The following is a 17,845-nucleotide window of genomic DNA, read 5'->3' on the forward strand; positions in this document are numbered from 1 at the left end:
GCTCGCGGTCACCGCGCGGCCGCCTCAGGTCACTTGACCGACAGCGGCAGCAGCTTCTTGCCCGTCGGGCCGATCTGGATGCTCGTGTCCATCTGCGGACAGACGCCACAGTCGAAGCACGGGGTCCAGCGGCAGTCCTCGACCTCGGTCTCGTCGAGGGCGTCCTGCCAGTCCTCCCAGAGCCAGTCCTTGTCGAGACCGGAGTCCAGGTGGTCCCAGGGCAGGACCTCTTCGTAGGTGCGCTCGCGCGTGGTGTACCAGGCGACGTCGACGCCCTGCTCGGGCAGCGTGCGCTCGGCGGACTTCATCCACAGGTCGTAGCTGAAGTGCTCGCGCCAGCCGTCGAAGCGGCCGCCCGACTCGTAGACCTCGCGGATCACGGCGCCGACGCGGCGGTCACCGCGCGAGAGCAGGCCCTCGACGATGCCGGGCTTGCCGTCGTGGTAGCGGAAGCCGATCGAGCGGCCGTACTTCTTGTCACCGCGGATCTTGTCGCGCAGCTTCTCCAGGCGGGCGTCGGTCTCCTCGGCGGAGAGCTGCGGCGCCCACTGGAACGGGGTGTGCGGCTTGGGGACGAAACCGCCGATGGAGACCGTGCAGCGGATGTCGTTCTGGCCGGAGACCTTGCGGCCCTCGGCGATGACCTTGACCGCCATGTCGCCGATCTGGAGGACGTCCTCGTCGGTCTCGGTGGGCAGGCCGCACATGAAGTACAGCTTCACCTGGCGCCAGCCGTTGCCGTACGCGGTGGAGACCGTACGGATCAGGTCCTCCTCCGAGACCATCTTGTTGATGACCTTGCGCATGCGCTCGGAGCCGCCCTCGGGGGCGAAGGTGAGGCCGGACCGGCGGCCGTTGCGCGTCAGCTCGTTCGCGAGGTCGACGTTGAAGGCGTCCACGCGGGTCGACGGCAGGGAAAGGCCGATCTTGTCCTCGGTGTAGCGGTCGGCCAGGCCCTTGGCGATGTCACCGATCTCGGTGTGGTCGGCTGAGGACAGCGACAGCAGGCCGACCTCCTCGAAGCCGGTCGCCTTGAGGCCGCTCTCCACCATCTCGCCGATGCCGGTGATGCTTCGCTCCCGCACGGGGCGCGTGATCATGCCGGCCTGGCAGAAACGGCAGCCGCGGGTGCAGCCGCGGAAGATCTCGACGGACATCCGCTCGTGGACGGTCTCGGCGAGCGGGACCAGCGGCTGCTTGGGGTAGGGCCACTCGTCGAGGTCCATGACGGTGTGCTTGGACACGCGCCACGGCACGCCGGAGCGGTTGGGCACGACACGGGCGATCCGGCCGTCCTCCAGGTACTCCACGTCGTAGAAGCCCGGGACGTAGACCCCGCCCGTCTTGGACAGGCGGAGCAGCAGCTCCTCGCGGCCGCCGGGGCGGCCCTCGGCCTTCCAGGCGCGGACGATGTCGGTGATCTCCAGGACGGCCTGCTCGCCGTCGCCGATCACGGCGCAGTCGATGAAGTCCGCGATGGGCTCGGGGTTGAACGCCGCGTGGCCGCCCGCGAGGACGATCGGGTCGTCGATCGTGCGGTCCTTGGACTCCAGCGGGATGCCCGCGAGGTCCAGGGCCGTGAGCATGTTGGTGTAGCCGAGCTCGGTGGAGAAGCTCAGGCCGAAGACGTCGAACGCCTTGACCGGGCGGTGTGCGTCCACGGTGAACTGCGGGACCTTGTGCTCGCGCATCAGGGCCTCGAGGTCCGGCCACACGCTGTACGTGCGCTCGGCGAGGACGCCCTCGCGCTCGTTGAGCACCTCGTAAAGGATCATGACGCCCTGGTTGGGCAGCCCGACCTCGTAGGCGTCCGGGTACATCAGGCACCAGCGGACGTCACAGGATTCCCAGGGCTTAACCGTGGAGTTGAGCTCTCCGCCGACGTACTGGATCGGCTTCTGCACATGCGGGAGCAGCGCTTCGAGCTGTGGGAAGACGGACTCGGCAGACATCTCGACCTTCGGGAGCTGGCAGGGGGCGACTCTCAAGCGTAACCCGACGGGCGTGGCTCCTCGCCCGGCGATCCCGGCCGCCGCCGCACCGCCGGCGGGCCGTGCGCGGTGTGCAACGACCGGGGGATCCACCCCGTCACGCCCCCAGCGCCGCCCGGTACCGCTTCCTGGACGCCTTGCGCCACACCTTCGGCAGCGCCGCCTCGTACGCCGCGGACAGCCGCTCCTCGTGCCCGTGCAGCAGGCCGAGCGTGAAGGTGCTCTCCCCCGCAGCGTGGGCGCGGACGGCGATCTCGCGGAGGGCGCCGCGCGCCATGACGCTGTCCTGGTGGTCGCCCAGCAGGGTCTGGACGGACTTCATCCGGGAGGCGAGGCGCTCCGCGGGCCCGCCCAGCGCGGGGCCGGCCGCCTCCGCGGCGTAGCGGGCGCGCTTGGCGGCCTTGCGGGCGTCGTGGAGGACGGTGTCGCGGTCCGGGCCGGGCCCGGTGGCGAGGGCGTGCTCGACGCGTGCCGCGAGCCGCCCGTAGTCGCGCAGGACGGCCTCGGCCAGCACGGTGCCGGCCGGGCGGGCGGCGGCCGGGCGCAGGGGCGGGTCGGCGAGGAGGGCGTCGAGGGTGTCGAGAAGGGTGAGGTAGCGGTCGCCGTCGAGGACGGCGGCGAGGCGCTTGCGGGAGCCCTTGCGGCGGCCCGCGGCCCAGACCCGCAGCCGGGCGCGCACGGGGCCGAGGACGAGTGCGGTGTCCAGCTCGGCCAGCCGCTCGCGGAGCCGCTCGGCGAGGACCTCGCGGTCGCGGTCGACACCGAGCTCGGCGGCGAGCCACTTCAGCTCGGCGCCGACGGGGTCGGTGGCCCGCCGGTCGAGGACCTTGCCGTAGGTGCGGAAGGCGCTGCGCAGGCGGCGGGTGGCGACGCGCATCTGGTGGACGGAGTCCTCGGTGCCGCGCCGGACCTCGGGGTCGAGGGCGAGGAGGGCCTCGACCTGTGCGCGGAGGTAGGCGAGGACGTGGTCGCCCGCCGTAAGGGCGGCGTCGCCCTTACGGCGCTTCCCCGGCGCTTTCCCCGGTGCCTTCCCCGGCGCCTTCTTCGTCCCCTTCTTCGTCTCCTCCCGCGCCTCCCTCTTCGCCTCCTTCCGCGCCTCCTTGCCGTCCGGCTCCGGCCGCGTCTCCGCCAGGGCGCGGGCCAGCTTGGACGGGGCGCCGGAGGGGCGCAGGCCGGCCTCGCGGAGGTGGGGTTCGACGGTGTCCAGGAAGCCGGGGTCGCCGCCGGGGGCGAGCTCGATCTCGTACTCGGTCCAGTGGGCCGTGCCGCCGCCGGGCGTGAGGAGGTCCGCGGTGACCGTGTCGGCACCGGCCTCGGCGAGGAGCGAGCCGTCGGCGTCGAGGAGGTGGCGCACGTCGCGGTGGGAGCGGATGCGGACGAGCGGCTGGAGCCCGCTGTGCCGGATCCGGGAGCGTACGAGATCGGTGAGGGCGCGGGGGACGTCCGGGGACAGCGGGGCGCGGATCTCGTCGCGCACCCCGGGGGTCACGGGCAGTTTGAGGTGCCAGCCGGCGTCCTGGCCGCCGGTGCGGCGGCGCAGGGTGATGCCCGCCGCGGTCAGGCGGCGGTCGGTGGTGTCGTAGTAGACGGCGTCGAGCTCGGCCGTCTCCCGGCCGGTGACGGCCGCGACGCCGGGGACCCGGCTCAGGTCGGGCGGCCGGGCCGGGCCGGCGCGGTTGTCGTCGGCTTCGTACTTCCGCTCGATTTCTCGCACGGTGTCCGCCATATGCCCGAATCTAGTGCGCGAACGGCCGTCGCGGCAGTCCCCGGCCGGACAGCGGTGTCAGGCGGAGACCGGCCGCTGCACCTTGATCGACTGAAGGAGGCCGATCGCGATCCAGGCGGCGAACATGGAGGAGCCGCCGTAGGAGACGAAGGGCAGGGGCAGCCCGGTGACGGGCATGATGCCGAGGGTCATCCCGATGTTCTCGAAGGACTGGAAGGCGAACCAGGCGATGATCCCGGCGGCGACGACCGTGCCGTAGAGCTCGGTGGTCTCGCGGGCGATCCGGCAGGCGCGCCACAGCACGACGCCGACGAGGAAGACGATCGCGCCGGCGCCGACGAAGCCGAGCTCCTCCCCGGCGACGGTGAAGATGAAGTCGGTCTGCTGCTCGGGGACGAACTGGCCGGTGGTCTGGCTGCCGTGGAAGAGGCCGGAGCCGGTGAGGCCGCCGGAGCCGATGGCGATCCTGGCCTGGTTGGTGTTGTAGCCGACGCCGGAGGGGTCCAGGGCGGGGTTGGCGAAGGCGGCGAAGCGGTTGATCTGGTACTCGTCCAGGACGCCGAGCTGCCAGATGAGGACGCAGCCGAGGACGCCGGCGCCGAGCAGGCCTGCGATCCAGCGGTTGGAGGCGCCGGAGGCGAGCAGCACGGCGAGGACGATGACCACCAGCACCATGACGGAGCCGAGGTCGGGCATCAGCAGGATGATGACGATGGGCAGGGCGGCGAGGCCGAGGGCCTCCATCACGGTGCGGTGGTCGGGGTGCCGCCGGTCGCCGGCGTCGACCTTCGCGGCCAGCAGCATCGCCATCCCCAGGGTGATGGTGATCTTGGTGAACTCCGAGGGCTGGATGGAGAAGCCGGCGCCGAGCTGGATCCAGGAGCGGGCGCCGTTGATGGTCGCGCCGAGCGGGGTGAGCACGGCCGCGGTGAGCAGCACGGAGATCGCGTAGAGGATGGGGACGCCGCCGCGCAGGGCGCGGTGGCCGACCCAGACGGCGGCGATGGCGAGGCCGAGTCCGATGCCGGTGTTGAGGATGTTGCGGAGCAGGAAGTAGTACGGGTCGCCCTGGTTGAGCTCGGTGCGGTTGCGGGTGGCGGAGTAGACGAGCAGGGTGCCGATGCCGGAGAGGGCGAGGGCGGCGAGGAGCATGACCCAGTCGAGGCGGCGGACGACGGAGTCGCGGGCGGTGAGCCGGCCCCAGGTGGAGCGCTCGGGGGTGTAGCGGCGGACGTTGTAGCCGTCGGTGGTGGTCATCCGTCCTTCTCCTCCTTCCGGGCGGCGTCGCTCTCCTTGGGCTTGGGGGCGGGCGGATCGATCTTCTGGGCCTCGATCGTGCCGTCCTTCTCGATGGTGGGGAGCTTCTCCTGGGGGTGCGGGAGGAGCGCCTTCCGCGGGTCGACCTTGCCCTTGTCGTCGACGCCGTAGAGGCCGTTGTAGATCTTGCGCACGGCCGGGCCGGAGGCGCCGGAGCCGGTGCCGCCCTGGGAGATCGTCATGACGACCGTGTAGTCCTGGGTGTACGTGGCGAACCAGGAGGTCGTCTGCTTGCCGTAGACCTCGGCGGTGCCGGTCTTGGCGTGCATCGGGATCTCCTTCTGCGGCCAGCCCTCGAACCGCCAGGCGGCGCTGCCCTGGGTGGCGACGCCGGCCAGGGCGGCGTCGAGCTGGTCGCGGGTGCGGCCGTCGAAGGGCAGCCTGCCGTGGGCGGTGGGCCGGATCTCCTGGACCGTCTTCCCGTCGGGGCTGACGACGGCCTTGCCGACGGTGGGGTTGTAGAGGGTGCCGCCGTTGCTGATGGCGGCGTAGATGGTGGCCATCTGGACGGGGGTGACGAGGGTGTCGCCCTGGCCGATGGAGTAGTTGACGGAGTCACCGGCGCGCATCCGCATCCCGGATTCGCAGTTCTCCTTGGCGATCTTCGCGGCGTAGTCCCCGGCGTTGTCGCCCTGCTTGCACCAGACGTCCTTGTTGGCCTCCCAGTAGCGCTTCTTCCACTCGCGGTCGGGGACGCGGCCCTTGACCTCGTTGGGAAGGTCGATGCCGGTCTCCTTGCCGAGGCCGAACTGGTGGGCGGTGCGGTAGAACCAGTCCTTCGGGTGCTTGGGGTTGTTCCCGCCGTCCTTCTGCCACTGGCGGTAGGCCAGGTCGTAGAAGACGGTGTCGCAGGAGACCTCCAGGGCGCGGCCGAGGTTGATGGGGCCGTAGCCCTTGGACTCGAAGTTCTTGAAGACCTGGCTGCCGATGCTGTAGGAGCTGGAGCAGTTGTAGTTGTCGGTGAAGGAGTAGCCGGCGTTGACCGCGGCGGTCGCGGAGATGACCTTGAAGACCGAGCCGGGGGCGGCCTGGCCCTGGATGGCGCGGTTGAGCAGCGGGTAGTCGGAGTCCTTGCCGGTGAGCTGCTGGTAGTCCTTGGCGCTGATGCCGCCGACCCAGGCGTTGGGGTCGTAGGTGGGGTTGGAGGCCATGGCGACGACGCGGCCGGTCCTGGACTCCATCACCACGACGGCTCCGGCGTCGGCCTTGTAGTTGACGCCGGTGTTCTTGTCGAGCTCCTTGCGGGCGTCCTTCATGGCCTGGTCGAGCTCGCGTTCCGCTATGGCCTGCACGCGGGCGTCGATGCTGGTGACGACGTTGGCGCCGGGGACGGCCTTGTCGCTCTTGGCCTTGCCGATGACGCGGCCGAGGTTGTCGACCTCGTAGCGGGTGACGCCGGCCTTGCCGCGCAGCTCGGCGTCGTACTGCCGCTCCAGGCCGGAGCGGCCGACCTGGTCGGAGCGGAGCAGCGGGGGGCGGCCGGCGGTCTTGGCCTTGATGATCTCGTCGTCGGAGACGGGCGAGAGGTAGCCGAGGACCTGGGCGGTGTTGGAGCCGCCGGGGCCGGCGTAGCGGCGTACGGCGGTGGGTTCGGCGGTGATGCCGGGGAAGTCCTCGGCGCGCTCGCGGATCTGGAGGGCCTGCTGGGTGGTGGCCTCGTCGGTGATGGGGATGGGCTGGTAGGGCGAGCCGGCCCAGCAGGGCTTGGGGGTCTTGGCGTCGCACAGCCGGACCTTGGCTGCGACCTCGTCGGCCGGGAGGCCGAGGACGCCGGCCAGGCGGCTGAGGACGGCCCTGCCGCGGTCCTTCATCTTCATCAGGTCGGTGCGGTTGGCGGAGACGACGAGGCGGGTCTCGTTGTCGGCGAGCGGGATGCCGCGGGCGTCCAGTATCGAGCCCCGGGTGGCGGGGGCGACGACCTGCTGGATGTGGTTGTCGGCGGCCTCGGCGGTGTACTGGTCGCCGTTGCGGATCTGGAGGTACCAGAGGCGGCCGCCGAGGGTGAGCAGGAGCGAGAAGACCAGGATCTGGATGACGACGAGCCGGATGTTGACCCGGGAGTCCCGGCCGGTCTCGGGGAGGTTGCTCATCGGGCCTCCTCCCGGGCGTCGGAAGCGCGTGGTCTCACAGGCGCTTCGCTCCCTTCATGCGGCCGGAGCGGTTGCGTGCCGACTTGCCGAGCAGGCCGGAGCGCTGGCCGCCGATCCGGCTGCCGCGGCCGCCGCCGCCGAGCCAGCCGTACGCGCCCTCGCCGCCGCCCATGGTGCTGGGGCCCTCGCCGGCCAGCGGGTCGTTCTCGGTGCGACGGGCGAGGGTCATGATCAGGGGCACGGTGAAGGGGGCGAGCAGCAGGTCGTAGAGCGCGGCGCTGAACAGCAGCCCGGTGAGGCCGACGTGGCGGGCCGAGGTGTCGCCGACGAGGGAGCCGACGCCCGCGTAGAGCAGGGTGGAGCCGATGGCGGCGACGACCACGACGATCATGGGCACGGTCGCGGACCGGAGCCGTCCGTTCTCGGGGCGGACGAGGCCGACGGCGTAGCCGACGAGACAGAGCACCAGGGCGTAGCGGCCGGTGGCGTGGTCGGCGGGGGGCGCGAGGTCGGCCAGCAGGCCGGCGCAGAAGCCGAGGAGGGCGCCGCTGGTATGGCCGTAGACGAGCGCGAGGCCGATGACGACGAGGAGGAGCAGGTCGGGGACGGCGCCGGGGAGGTGGAGGCGGGCGAGCACGGTGACCTGGACGACCAGGGCGACCACCACGAGCGCGGTCGAGAGCAGGATCCGGTTGAGGCGCATCGGTCAGTCCTCGGGTTTGGCGCTCGGGGTGGGGGTGACGGTGACGGTCACCGTGGGGGTGGGTCTGGGGCCCTCGGGCTTGGGCGGCAGGACGGTGTCGCGGGGGTCGGTGCGCGGTGCCTGGACGACGACGCCGACGATGTCGAGCTTGCTGTAGCCGACGTAGGGGCGGACCTGGAGGGTGCGGGTGAGGCCGCCGCCGGAGGGGTCGACGCGGGTGACCTCGCCGACCGGGACGCCGGGTACGAAGGGCTTGTCGTGGCTGGAGCCGAAGGTGACGAGGCGGTCGCCCTCGTGCACGACGGCCTTGCCGTTGAGGAGCTCGACGCGCAGGGAGCGGTCGCCCTGGCCGTTGGCGAAGCCGAGCTCGCCGGTCTTCTCCATGCGGGTGCCGACGGTGAACTTGGGGTCGTTGGCGAGCAGCACGGTGGCGGTGGAGCGGGCCACGGTGGTGACGCGGCCGACGAGGCCGTCGCCGTTGAGCACGGTCATGTCGCGCCGGATGCCGTCGTTGCTGCCGGCGTCGATGGTGACGGTCCAGGAGAAGCCCTGGGCCGCTCCTATGGCGATGACCTGGGCGCCCTTGATGCCGTACTGGCCGGCGCCGGCGGTCTTGAGCATGGCGTCGAGCTCGCGGGCGCGGCCGCGGTTGCGGTCGTCGCTGCCGAGGCGCTGCTTGAGGGTGGCGTTCTCGCGCTCCAGCTCGCTGATGCGGTCGTGCCGCTCACCGGAGTCCCGGACGGCCGCGACGGCGTTGCCGACGGGGTCCACGGCGGCGGCGACGCCGTTCTCGACCGGGCCGAAGACCGAGGCGGCGGCGTGCCGGACGCCGTCGAGCGGGGACTGCTCGCCGCCGCGGATGTCGACCGTGATCAGCGCGAACGCGACGGCGACCAGCAGCACCAGCAGCAGCCGGCTCTCTCGTGTGTCCCTCACGTGCGGCGGCGTGCCCTTCTCGTCGGACCGGTCCGCTGCGGGCGCGGGCCGGTCATCGGGAGCGTTCTGCCTGTATATCAGGTTGTTTCCCGGCGTCGGGTACGCCGGGCGCCGCCCTCGCGCGCCGGTCCGCGCCGGTCCGGTGCGGACCTGCGCGGGGCGGCCGCGAGGGCGTGGCCGACCGGGTCACCGCGGCCCCGGCGGGGGCCGCGGTGACCGCCGGGTCAGCGGCGGGGCTGGGCGTCCAGGACCTGCTGGAGGGCCTCGAACTCCTCGACGCACTTGCCGGAGCCGAGGGCCACGGAGTCCAGCGGGTCCTCGGCGATGTGGATCGGCATGCCGGTCTCCCGGCGCAACCGCTCGTCGAGGCCGCGGAGCAGGGCGCCGCCCCCGGTGAGAACGATGCCGCGGTCCATGACGTCACCCGAGAGCTCGGGCGGGCACTTGTCGAGGGTGGTCTTGACGGCGTCGACGATGGAGTTGACCGGCTCCTCGATGGCCTTGCGGACCTCGGCGGCGGAGATGACCACGGTCTTGGGCAGGCCGCTGACCAGGTCACGGCCGCGGATCTCGGTGTGCTCGTCCTGTTCGAGGTCATAGGCCGAGCCGATGGTGATCTTGATCTGCTCGGCGGTGCGCTCACCGAGGAGGAGGCTGTACTCCTTCTTGATGTGCTGGATGATCGCGTTGTCCAGCTCGTCGCCCGCGACGCGGATGGACTGCGCGGTGACGATGCCGCCGAGGGAGATCACGGCGACCTCGGTGGTGCCGCCGCCGATGTCGACGACCATGTTGCCGGTGGCCTCGTGGACGGGCAGGCCGGATCCGATGGCGGCGGCCATCGGCTCCTCGATGATGTGCACCTGACGGGCGCCGGCCTGGGTGGACGCCTCGATGACGGCGCGGCGCTCGACGCCGGTGATCCCGGAGGGCACGCAGACCACGACCCGGGGGCGGGCCATCCAGCGGCGCTTGTGGATCTTGAGGATGAAGTAGCGGAGCATCCGCTCGGTGATCTCGAAGTCGGCGATCACGCCGTCCTTCAGGGGGCGGACCGCGACGATGTTGCCCGGGGTTCGGCCGATCATCTTCTTCGCCTCGGCCCCGACCGCGAGGATCCCGCCGGTGTTGGTATTGATGGCGACGACGGATGGCTCGTTGAGGACGATTCCGCGACCTCTGACGTACACCAGCGTGTTGGCGGTCCCGAGGTCGACAGCCATGTCACGGCCGATGAACGACATGTTGTTCCCCATGAGGATACGTCTGGCCTTCCCAGCTGGAGCGATTGCTTACTTGAGGTCGGCAGGTGTGCGGTGCGCCGCGGGGCGCGGAAGCTTCATCGTAGTCTCGACGACTCGAACGCGGTGCGAGGGTTCCTCCGCCATTGTCGGCGGAACGGGAGCTCCCCCCAGTAATGGTGACGTCGTGTCGGAGTGAGAGGTTCCCGCGTACGCCCCGCATATGCCAGGGGGCGACCGAAAAGAAATCGGTCGCCCCTGATCAGAATGGGTCCGTGGCTGATGTGCTATCAGGCCAGGCCGGGAAAGAAAATCTTGATTTCCCGCTGTGCGGACTCCTCGGAGTCCGAGGCGTGGATGAGGTTCTCGCGCGTGATGGTGCCGAAGTCACCACGGATGGAACCGGGGGCGGCCGAGATGGGGTCGGTCGGGCCGGCGAGCGCGCGGACGCCCTCGATCACTCGCTCCCCGTCGACCACGAGCGCCACGACGGGCCCGGAGGACATGAACGTCATCAGGGGCTCGTAGAACGGCTTGCCCACGTGCTCGGCGTAGTGCTGCTCCAGGACCTGGCGCTCCAGCGTGCGCAGCTCCAGCGCCTCGATCGTCCAGCCCGCCTTGTTCTCGATGCGGCGGAGGATCTCGCCCACCAGGCGCCTCTTGACGGCGTCGGGCTTGAGCAGGACGAGGGTGCGCTGGGACATGGTGCGGCTCCTTGCGGGCAGGGTGCAGTGCGGCAGAGGCTACAGGGCCGCCGGGGAGGCGTGGCACCCGGACCGAGCTCCGGTCAGCCCTCGCCGGACGGCGTCCGGCGGGTCGCCCCCGCCTGCGCGGGGAAGGGGTCCGGGTGCCTCGCCCAGGTCAAGCACCCGGCACCGGCATCCGGCTACGCGGCCTCCGCCGCCGCCTGCGCCGCGAACCGGGCCTTCGCCTCGTCGATCTTGCGGCCGAAGTGGACCGAGGCCCACCACAGACCGCCGAAGACCACGCCCAGGATGAACATCATCGGAACGATGAAGCCGCTCAGGACCAGGCCGATCTGGAGCAGCCAGCCCAGCTGCACGCCACCGGGCCGGGCGAGCATCCCGCACAGCAGGACGCTCAGCACCATCGCCGTGCCGCTGACGGCCCAGACCGTGCCGGACGACAGGTCCGAGGTCTGCATGGCGACCAGGCCGGCGAATCCGATGACGAAGAATTCACCGATCAGAGTGCTGGCGCACAGCATTCGCATGTCAGTCCCTTCCCAGGAGCAGCCGGGCCTCGCCGACCGTGATCACCGAGCCGGTCACCAGCACGCCCGCGCCGGCGAACTCGCCCTCTTCCTCCGCGAGGGTGATGGCCGCCTCGAGGGCGTCGTCAAGACGGGGCTCGACCTGGACCCGGTCGGCGCCGAAGACCTCGACGGCGATGCCGGCCAGGGCGTCGGCGTCCATGGCGCGGTGCGTGGAGTTCTTCGTGACCACGACCTCGGCGAAGATCGGCTCGAACGCCTCCAGCAGACCGCGGACGTCCTTGTCGCCACTGGCGCCGACGACGCCGATGAGCCGGCTGAAGCCGAACGCCTCGGTGACGGCCTCGGCCGCCGCCGCGGCGCCGGCCGGGTTGTGCGCGGCGTCCAGCACCACGGTGGGGCTGCGGCGCACGACCTCCAGACGGCCGGGCGAGGTGACGGCCGCGAAGGCGCGCCGGACGGTGTCGAGGTCGAGCGTGCGGGCGTGCTGCGAGCCGATGCCGAAGAACGCCTCGACGGCGGCCAGGGCGACGGCGGCGTTGTGCGCCTGGTGGGCGCCGTAGAGCGGCAGGAAGACGTCGGGGTACTCGCCGCCCAGGCCGCGCAGCGTCAGCAGCTGGCCGCCGACGGCGACCTCGCGGGAGACGACGCCGAACTCCATGCCCTCGCGGGCGACCGTCGCGTCCTTCTCGACCGCGCGCTTGAGGAGCACCTGCGCGGCGTCGACGGGCTGCTGGGCGAGGACGACGGTGGCGTCGGGCTTGACGATGCCGGCCTTCTCCTCGGCGATCTCGCCGGTGGTGGTGCCGAGCCGGTCGGTGTGGTCGAGCGAGATGGGGGTGACCACGGCGACGGTGCCGTCGAGCACATTGGTGGCGTCCCAGGTGCCGCCCATGCCGACCTCGACGACGGCCACGTCGACCGGGGCGTCCGCGAAGGCGGCGTAGGCCATGGCGGTGAGCACCTCGAAGAAGGAGAGGCGGTGCTCCTCGCGGTCGTCGACCATCTCGACGTACGGCTGGATGTCGCGGTAGGTCTCGATGAACCGCTCGGCCGCGATCGGCGCGCCGTCGAGGCTGATGCGCTCGGTGACGGACTGGACGTGCGGGCTGGTGTAGCGGCCGGTGCGCAGGTCGAAGGCGCCCAGCAGGGCCTCGATCATGCGGGCGGTGCTGGTCTTGCCGTTGGTGCCGGTGATATGGATCGCGGGGTAGGCGCGCTGCGGCTGACCCAGGATGTCCATCAGCGCCTCGATGCGCACCAGCGAGGGGTCGAGCTTGGTCTCGCCCCAGCGCCCGGCGAGCTCGGTCTCCACCTCGCGCAGCGCCCGGTCGACCTCGGGGTCGGCCGGGCGGGCGGGGACGTCGCTCTGCGGGGGCCCGGACTGGGCGCGCAGGGTGCGGCTGCCGGCCTCGATCACGGCAAGGTCGGGGTCGCGGTCGGGGTCGGTCTCGGCATCGACAATCTCGGCGAAGCGGTCGTCCTCGCCGGTGCCGGTGTCGCCGTTGTCGTCGTTCAGGGGGCGCTCGCTCACGCCGACCAGTCTACGGAGCGGCACCGACACCGCGGGCATCAGGCGGCCGGGGCCAGCCCGGCGCGCATGATCTTCTCGGCCACGGGCGCGGCCAGTCCGTTGCCGCTGACCTCCGAGCGGGCGGCGTCGCTGTCGGCGATCACGACGGCTACGGCGATCTGCTTGCCCTGGGCGTTCTGGGCGTACGACACGAACCAGGCATAAGGCGTACCGCTGTTGTCGACTCCGTGCTGAGCGGTGCCGGTCTTGCCGCCGACCGTGAGTCCGTCGATCCGGGCGTTGCTGCCGGTGCCCTTCTCCACCACGGTGCGCATGGCGGACTGGAGCTGCCGGGCCGTGTCGGCCGACATCGCCCGGCCGTACTCCTTGGGGTCGCTCTTCTCCAGGACGCCGGAGGTGCCGTCGGTGACGCGGTCGACGAGGCGCGGCGTCATCAGCAGGCCGTCGTGGGCGATGGCCGAGGAGACCATGGCCATCTGGAGCGGGGTGGCCCGGACGTCGAACTGGCCGATGCCGGAGAGCGCGGTCTGCGCCTTGTCCATGCCGGTCGGGTAAAGGCTCTCGGCGGCGCGTACGGGCGTGTCGAGCTTGCCGTCGCCGAAGCCGAGCTTCTTGGCCTGCTCGGCGACCTTCTGCTGGCCGAGCCGCTCGGCGAGGTGGCCGAAGACGTTGTTGCAGGAGTACTGGAGGGCGGTGCGGATCGAGGCGTTCGCACAGGGTGCCGCGCTGTTCTCGTTGCGCAGATAGGTGGTGGTGCCGGGCAGGAGGTAGGGGTCGGGGCTGTCGGTCGCCTGATCGACGGAGGTGTAGAGGCCGTTCTCCAGGGCGGCCGCGGCGACGACGAGCTTGAAGGTGGAGCCCGGCGGATAGGTCTGGCGCAGGGCGCGGTTCAGCATCGGCTGGTCCTCGTCCTTCTGCAGCGCCTCCCACGCCCTGCGGTCGGCCGCCCCGGTGCCGGCGAAGCGCCCGGGGTCGTACGAGGGCGTGCTGGCCATCCCGAGGATCGCGCCGGTGGCGGGGTCCAGGGCGACGGCGGCGCCGGTCTTGCCGCCGAGCGCCTCGTAGGCCGCCTTCTGCACCGCCGGGTCGAGGGTGGTCAGGACGTCGCCGGGGGTGGGCTCCTTGCCGGTGAGGGCGTCCGCGGGGCTGCGCAGCCGGCTGTCGCGGCCGGTGAGGACGGACTCGTAGAGGTTCTCCAGCTGGGTGCTCCCGTACGCCTGCGAGAGGTAGCCGGTGACCGGCGCGTACATCGCGCCGTCGGTGTAGGTGCGCTTGTACTTCAGCTCGCCGTCGGTCTCGGTGGAGCCGGTGACGGGCTTGCCGCCGACCAGGATGTCGCCGAGCGGCCGGGAGTGGGCGGCGATGATCTGGCGGCGGTTGTGCGGGTTGTCGTCGAGCGCACCGGCCTCGGCCGCCTGGACCCAGGTGGCCCGGACGAGCACGGCGAGGACGAGCAGCAGGGCGAAGACGGCCACGTGCCGGAGCGGTCGGTTCATCGGGGGCGCGGTCCCTGTCTTTGGCTTACGGTTCGGTCGTACAGATGTCCCGAAAACTCCCGTAAGGGGAGTCGGGGTTCCCCGCCTCGATGAGAGCTGGGTGAGAAAAATGCCGTCCGAGGACCGGGACCGGCTCCAGGCGGTCCTGGAGGCGCTGCCCGCGGGCGCCGTGCTGCAGAGCCCGGCCGACGAGGTGCTGGCGGTCAACACCAAGTTCGTCCGCATGTTCGATCTGGCGGGCCGGGTGGACCTCTCCCCCGGGTCCCCCATGCGGGCGGTCGTCCCCCTCGTACGGGCCTTCTTCGCCACCGGCCCCGGCGCCCCGGACGAGCTCCAGACCCGCGGCCACGTCCACCGGACGGCCGAGATCCCGCTCACCGACGGCCGGGTCGTCCGCCGCGAGGTGGAGCCGCTGCGCCACGGCGGCGCCTCGCTGGGCGTCCTGTGGGTCTTCCAGGACATCACCGAGCGCAAGCGGCGCGAGCACGACCTGGAGCGCGACAACCGCGCCCTGACCGAGCTCGCCAGGCAGCGCAACGCCTTCACCGCCGCCGCCTCGCACGAGCTGCGCACCCCGCTCACCTCGATCCTCAGCTTCTGCGAGCTGCTCGCCGACCCCGCCTTCGGCGCGCTCACCGCGGACCAGCGGTCCTTCCTCGACGCGGTCCACCGCAACGCCGACCGCATGCAGCGGGTGATCACCGACCTGCTGCTGACCACCCGGATGCGGGCGGCGGCCCTGGAGCTGGAGTTCGGCGCAGTGGACGTGCCGGGGATGCTCCAGGAGGCCGTCCTGGACCGGCCGGCCTCGGCGAAGACTCCGGACGTCTTCACGGTCCTGGACTGCGCGCCGGGCCCCGCGCTCCGGGGCGACCGGCACCGGCTCCAGCACGTGCTGGGGAACCTGCTGGAGAACGCGGCGAAATTCACCCCGCCGGACGGCCGGATCACGGTCACGGCCGCGCCCCGGGACGCGTACTGGGAGATCGAGGTGGCCGACACCGGGATCGGGATCCCCGAGAAGTACCGGGAGGAGATCTTCACCGGCTTCGTCCGGGCGCCCAACGCGGAGGACGGCGGCTACCCCGGCACCGGCCTGGGGCTGGCCATCAGCCGCACGGTCGTCCAGCTGCACGGCGGCACGCTGACCGCCGGGGGCACGGAGGGCGAGGGCGCCGCGTTCCTGATCCGGCTGCCGGTGGGCGGACCGGCGGAGGGGACGGGCGGGGAGAGCGGGAACGCCGGGGACGGCGGGGGTGCCGCGTCCGGCGGGGCGGCAGGAGTACCCGCGTGAGCCGCGTCCTGGTCGTCGAGGACGACGCCGACCTGGCCCTGGCCCTCCGCACGCTCCTCACCCGCGCGGGCTACGAGGTCCTGCACGCCGACAACGGCCGCGAAGGGCTGCGGCTGCTCTTCGCCGAGCGGCCCGCGCTCATGCTCCTGGACATCGGGCTGCCCGAGCTCAACGGCTGGGAGGTGCTGGAGCGCACCCGCGACCTCAGCGACCTGCCCGTCCTGCTGCTCACCGCCCGGGGCGCCGAGACCGACCGGGTGCGCGGCCTGCGCGCCGGCGCCGACGACTACCTCCCCAAGCCCTTCGGCAACGACGAGCTGCTCGCCCGGGTCGAGGCGCTGCTGCGCCGCACGGACCCCACCCGGTGGGCGGGCGACTCCTTCGACGACGGGCTGCGGCTGGTGCCCGAGCGCCGCTCGGCGGTCTGGCAGGGCCAGGAGGCCCGGCTCAGCGACATCGAGTACCGGCTGCTCCAGGTGCTCGTCCGCAACCGGGGCCGGGTGATCACCACCGACCAGCTCCTCGACCGGGTCTGGGACGACCCCGAGGGAACGGGCCGGGAACGGGTGAAGTTCGCGGTGCTGCGCCTGCGCCGAAAACTCCGCCAGGCGGCGGGGGACGAGGCGGCGGACCCGCTGGAGGCGGTACGGGGGCTGGGGTACCGGTACCGGGCGGACGGCGAGGGGGGCGGGGGCTCCGGCCCGTCCGGCGCTTGAGGACGCCGGTGGAGCGCCGAACGGGGAGGGAGGCCAAACCCAGCCCGGCCGGCGTTTGAGGCCACCGCGCGGAGCGGGGAAGGGCATCCAGCCCGTCCGGCGTCTGAGGACACCGCGCGGCAGCGCGGAAGGGGGCCCGGGGGCGGAGCCCCCGGTTACGGGAAGGGGCGGGTAGGGGAAGGCCCCGCGCAGCGGCACCCGCACCCGCACCCGCACACCGCCCCGCACCCGCACCCGCACCCAGGACCAAAGTCCCACCCCCCACCAGGCCAAAAGCCCCCACAACCCCGCCCCACAAGATCGCAACCGTCCGGCAACCCAACCCCATCCCACCCCGCAACCGACCCCCCGCAGGCTCTGGAGCTGTCACCCCCGGCCAGCCCCAGGAGTCACCTCGTGTCGCACAGCTCGTCGAACAGCGCCCTGCCCACCCGTAGCGTCGCCGTCGTCCTCGGTACCCGCCCCGAGCTCGTCAAGCTCACCGACCTCGTCCGCCTGCTGGGCCCCGCCGCCCATCTGGTGCACACCGGTCAGCACTACGACGAGGAGCTCTCCGGCCGCTTCCTGGCCGAGCTGGGCCTGCCGGAGCCGACCTTCCTGACGGGCATCGGCGGACAGCCGCGCGCCGTGCAGATCTCCGCCGCCCTCGCTCAGCTCGACGAGCTGTTCACCGCCGAGCCGCCGCTCGCCGTAGTCGTCCAGGGCGACACCAACGCCGCCCTCGCCGGCGCGCTCGCCGCCAACGCCCGGGGCATCCCGCTGCTGCACGTCGAGGCCGGGCTGCGCAGCCACGACCGCAACATGCCGGAGGAGCACAACCGCGTCCTCATCGACCGCATCGCCGACGTGCTGTGCGCCGCCACCGAGGACAACCGCGCCAACCTCCTCGCGGAGGGCGTGGCGGACTCCCGCGTCGTCGTCACCGGCAACACCGTGGTGGAGGCCGTGCACGGCCAGCTGCCGGACGCCGCCGCCCGCGCGGAGCTCCTGGCCCGGCACGGGCTGACCCCGGACTCGTACGTCCTGGCCACGGTCCACCGCCCCGAGAACACGGACTCCGCCGAGGCGCTGCGGGCCATCTTCACGGAGCTCGCCGCGCTCGTGGCCGACGGCCGGCCGGTCGTCCTGCCGCTGCACCCGCGCACCCGGGCCCGGATCGAGGCCACCGGTCTGGAGCACCTGCTGGCCGGCCTGACCGTGACCCGCCCGCTCGGCTACGGCGAGTTCCTGGCCCTGGCCCGCCACGCGGCGCTGCTGGTCTCCGACTCCGGCGGCATCCAGGAGGAGTGCACGGTGCTGGGCCGCCCGCTGGTGGTCGTCCGCCGCTCCACGGAGCGTCCGGAGGCCATGGCGGACTTCGCGGACCTGGTGGAGCCGGGTGCGGAGATCGGGCACGCGGCCCGTCGCCGCCTCGCGGAGGGGCCGGAGGGCCTGGCCCGCCTGTCGTCCCTCCCCAGCCCCTTCGGCGACGGCCTGGCGTCGGACCGGATCGTGAACCTGCTGGCCGCGATCGCGGCCCCGGCGGAGCTCGCGGCGGCCGCGTAGGGGTCCTCTCCCCACCCCGCCC

At 72.2% G+C, this 17,845-nt stretch carries 14 protein-coding genes; 3 read left to right on the plus strand and 11 right to left on the minus strand.

Annotated features, from left to right (window positions below):
- Nucleotides 1-29: 29 nt before the first annotated feature.
- The 11 genes from AF335_RS02960 to AF335_RS03010 form a co-directional block, all read right to left on the minus strand.
- Nucleotides 30-1,952, minus strand: coding sequence for a TIGR03960 family B12-binding radical SAM protein (locus tag AF335_RS02960; RefSeq protein WP_102916641.1), 1,923 nt, complete (start codon nucleotides 1,950-1,952; stop codon nucleotides 30-32).
- A gap of 136 nt (nucleotides 1,953-2,088) precedes the next feature.
- Nucleotides 2,089-3,717 carry a CYTH and CHAD domain-containing protein gene (locus AF335_RS02965; RefSeq protein WP_102916642.1) on the minus strand — a complete coding sequence of 543 codons (1,629 nt, stop codon included), beginning with the start codon at nucleotides 3,715-3,717 and terminating at the stop codon, nucleotides 2,089-2,091.
- A gap of 57 nt (nucleotides 3,718-3,774) precedes the next feature.
- Nucleotides 3,775-4,974 carry a rod shape-determining protein RodA gene (gene rodA / locus AF335_RS02970; protein ID WP_102916643.1) on the minus strand — a complete coding sequence of 400 codons (1,200 nt, stop codon included), beginning with the start codon at nucleotides 4,972-4,974 and terminating at the stop codon, nucleotides 3,775-3,777.
- Nucleotides 4,971-7,124 carry a penicillin-binding protein 2 gene (gene mrdA, locus AF335_RS02975; protein ID WP_102916644.1) on the minus strand — a complete coding sequence of 718 codons (2,154 nt, stop codon included), beginning with the start codon at nucleotides 7,122-7,124 and terminating at the stop codon, nucleotides 4,971-4,973. The genes rodA and mrdA overlap by 4 nt, the downstream gene beginning before the upstream one ends.
- A gap of 34 nt (nucleotides 7,125-7,158) precedes the next feature.
- The gene (mreD, locus tag AF335_RS02980) at nucleotides 7,159-7,827 is read right to left on the minus strand and encodes a rod shape-determining protein MreD (protein WP_102916645.1); all 669 of its coding nucleotides are present in this window, start codon (nucleotides 7,825-7,827) and stop codon (nucleotides 7,159-7,161) included.
- Between the two features lie 3 nt (nucleotides 7,828-7,830).
- Nucleotides 7,831-8,763, minus strand: coding sequence for a rod shape-determining protein MreC (gene mreC / locus AF335_RS02985; RefSeq protein WP_102916646.1), 933 nt, complete (start codon nucleotides 8,761-8,763; stop codon nucleotides 7,831-7,833).
- A 224-nt stretch (nucleotides 8,764-8,987) separates the two neighbouring features.
- On the minus strand, nucleotides 8,988-10,007 hold the full coding sequence (locus AF335_RS02990; RefSeq protein WP_004950903.1) for a rod shape-determining protein: 1,020 nt from the start codon (nucleotides 10,005-10,007) through the stop codon (nucleotides 8,988-8,990).
- Nucleotides 10,008-10,294: 287 nt separating this feature from the next.
- Entirely contained in the window at nucleotides 10,295-10,708 is a 414-nt protein-coding gene (ndk, locus tag AF335_RS02995) for a nucleoside-diphosphate kinase (protein WP_102916647.1), read from the minus strand.
- Between the two features lie 182 nt (nucleotides 10,709-10,890).
- Nucleotides 10,891-11,238 (minus strand): DUF4233 domain-containing protein, encoded by a 348-nt coding sequence (locus AF335_RS03000; RefSeq protein WP_102916648.1) that lies wholly within the window; start codon nucleotides 11,236-11,238, stop codon nucleotides 10,891-10,893.
- Nucleotide 11,239: 1 nt separating this feature from the next.
- Nucleotides 11,240-12,772, minus strand: coding sequence for a bifunctional tetrahydrofolate synthase/dihydrofolate synthase (gene folC / locus AF335_RS03005; RefSeq protein WP_244926887.1), 1,533 nt, complete (start codon nucleotides 12,770-12,772; stop codon nucleotides 11,240-11,242).
- Between the two features lie 38 nt (nucleotides 12,773-12,810).
- The gene (locus AF335_RS03010) at nucleotides 12,811-14,268 is read right to left on the minus strand and encodes a peptidoglycan D,D-transpeptidase FtsI family protein (RefSeq protein ID WP_102916650.1); all 1,458 of its coding nucleotides are present in this window, start codon (nucleotides 14,266-14,268) and stop codon (nucleotides 12,811-12,813) included.
- 109 nt (nucleotides 14,269-14,377) lie between these two features.
- On the opposite strand from AF335_RS03010, the gene AF335_RS03015 reads away from it, so the two are divergent.
- From AF335_RS03015 to wecB, 3 genes are all read left to right on the plus strand, one after another.
- Nucleotides 14,378-15,562, plus strand: coding sequence for a PAS domain-containing sensor histidine kinase (locus AF335_RS03015; RefSeq protein ID WP_102916651.1), 1,185 nt, complete (start codon nucleotides 14,378-14,380; stop codon nucleotides 15,560-15,562).
- Nucleotides 15,559-16,278, plus strand: a complete 720-nt coding sequence (locus tag AF335_RS03020) for a response regulator transcription factor (RefSeq protein WP_102916652.1) — start codon at nucleotides 15,559-15,561, stop codon at nucleotides 16,276-16,278. The genes AF335_RS03015 and AF335_RS03020 overlap by 4 nt, the downstream gene beginning before the upstream one ends.
- 396 nt (nucleotides 16,279-16,674) lie before the next feature.
- Nucleotides 16,675-17,823 (plus strand): non-hydrolyzing UDP-N-acetylglucosamine 2-epimerase, encoded by a 1,149-nt coding sequence (gene wecB / locus AF335_RS03025; protein ID WP_244926888.1) that lies wholly within the window; start codon nucleotides 16,675-16,677, stop codon nucleotides 17,821-17,823.
- Nucleotides 17,824-17,845 lie beyond the last annotated feature (22 nt).

Source organism: Streptomyces eurocidicus, assembly GCF_002891295.1.
GTDB lineage: Bacteria > Actinomycetota > Actinomycetes > Streptomycetales > Streptomycetaceae > Streptomyces > Streptomyces eurocidicus.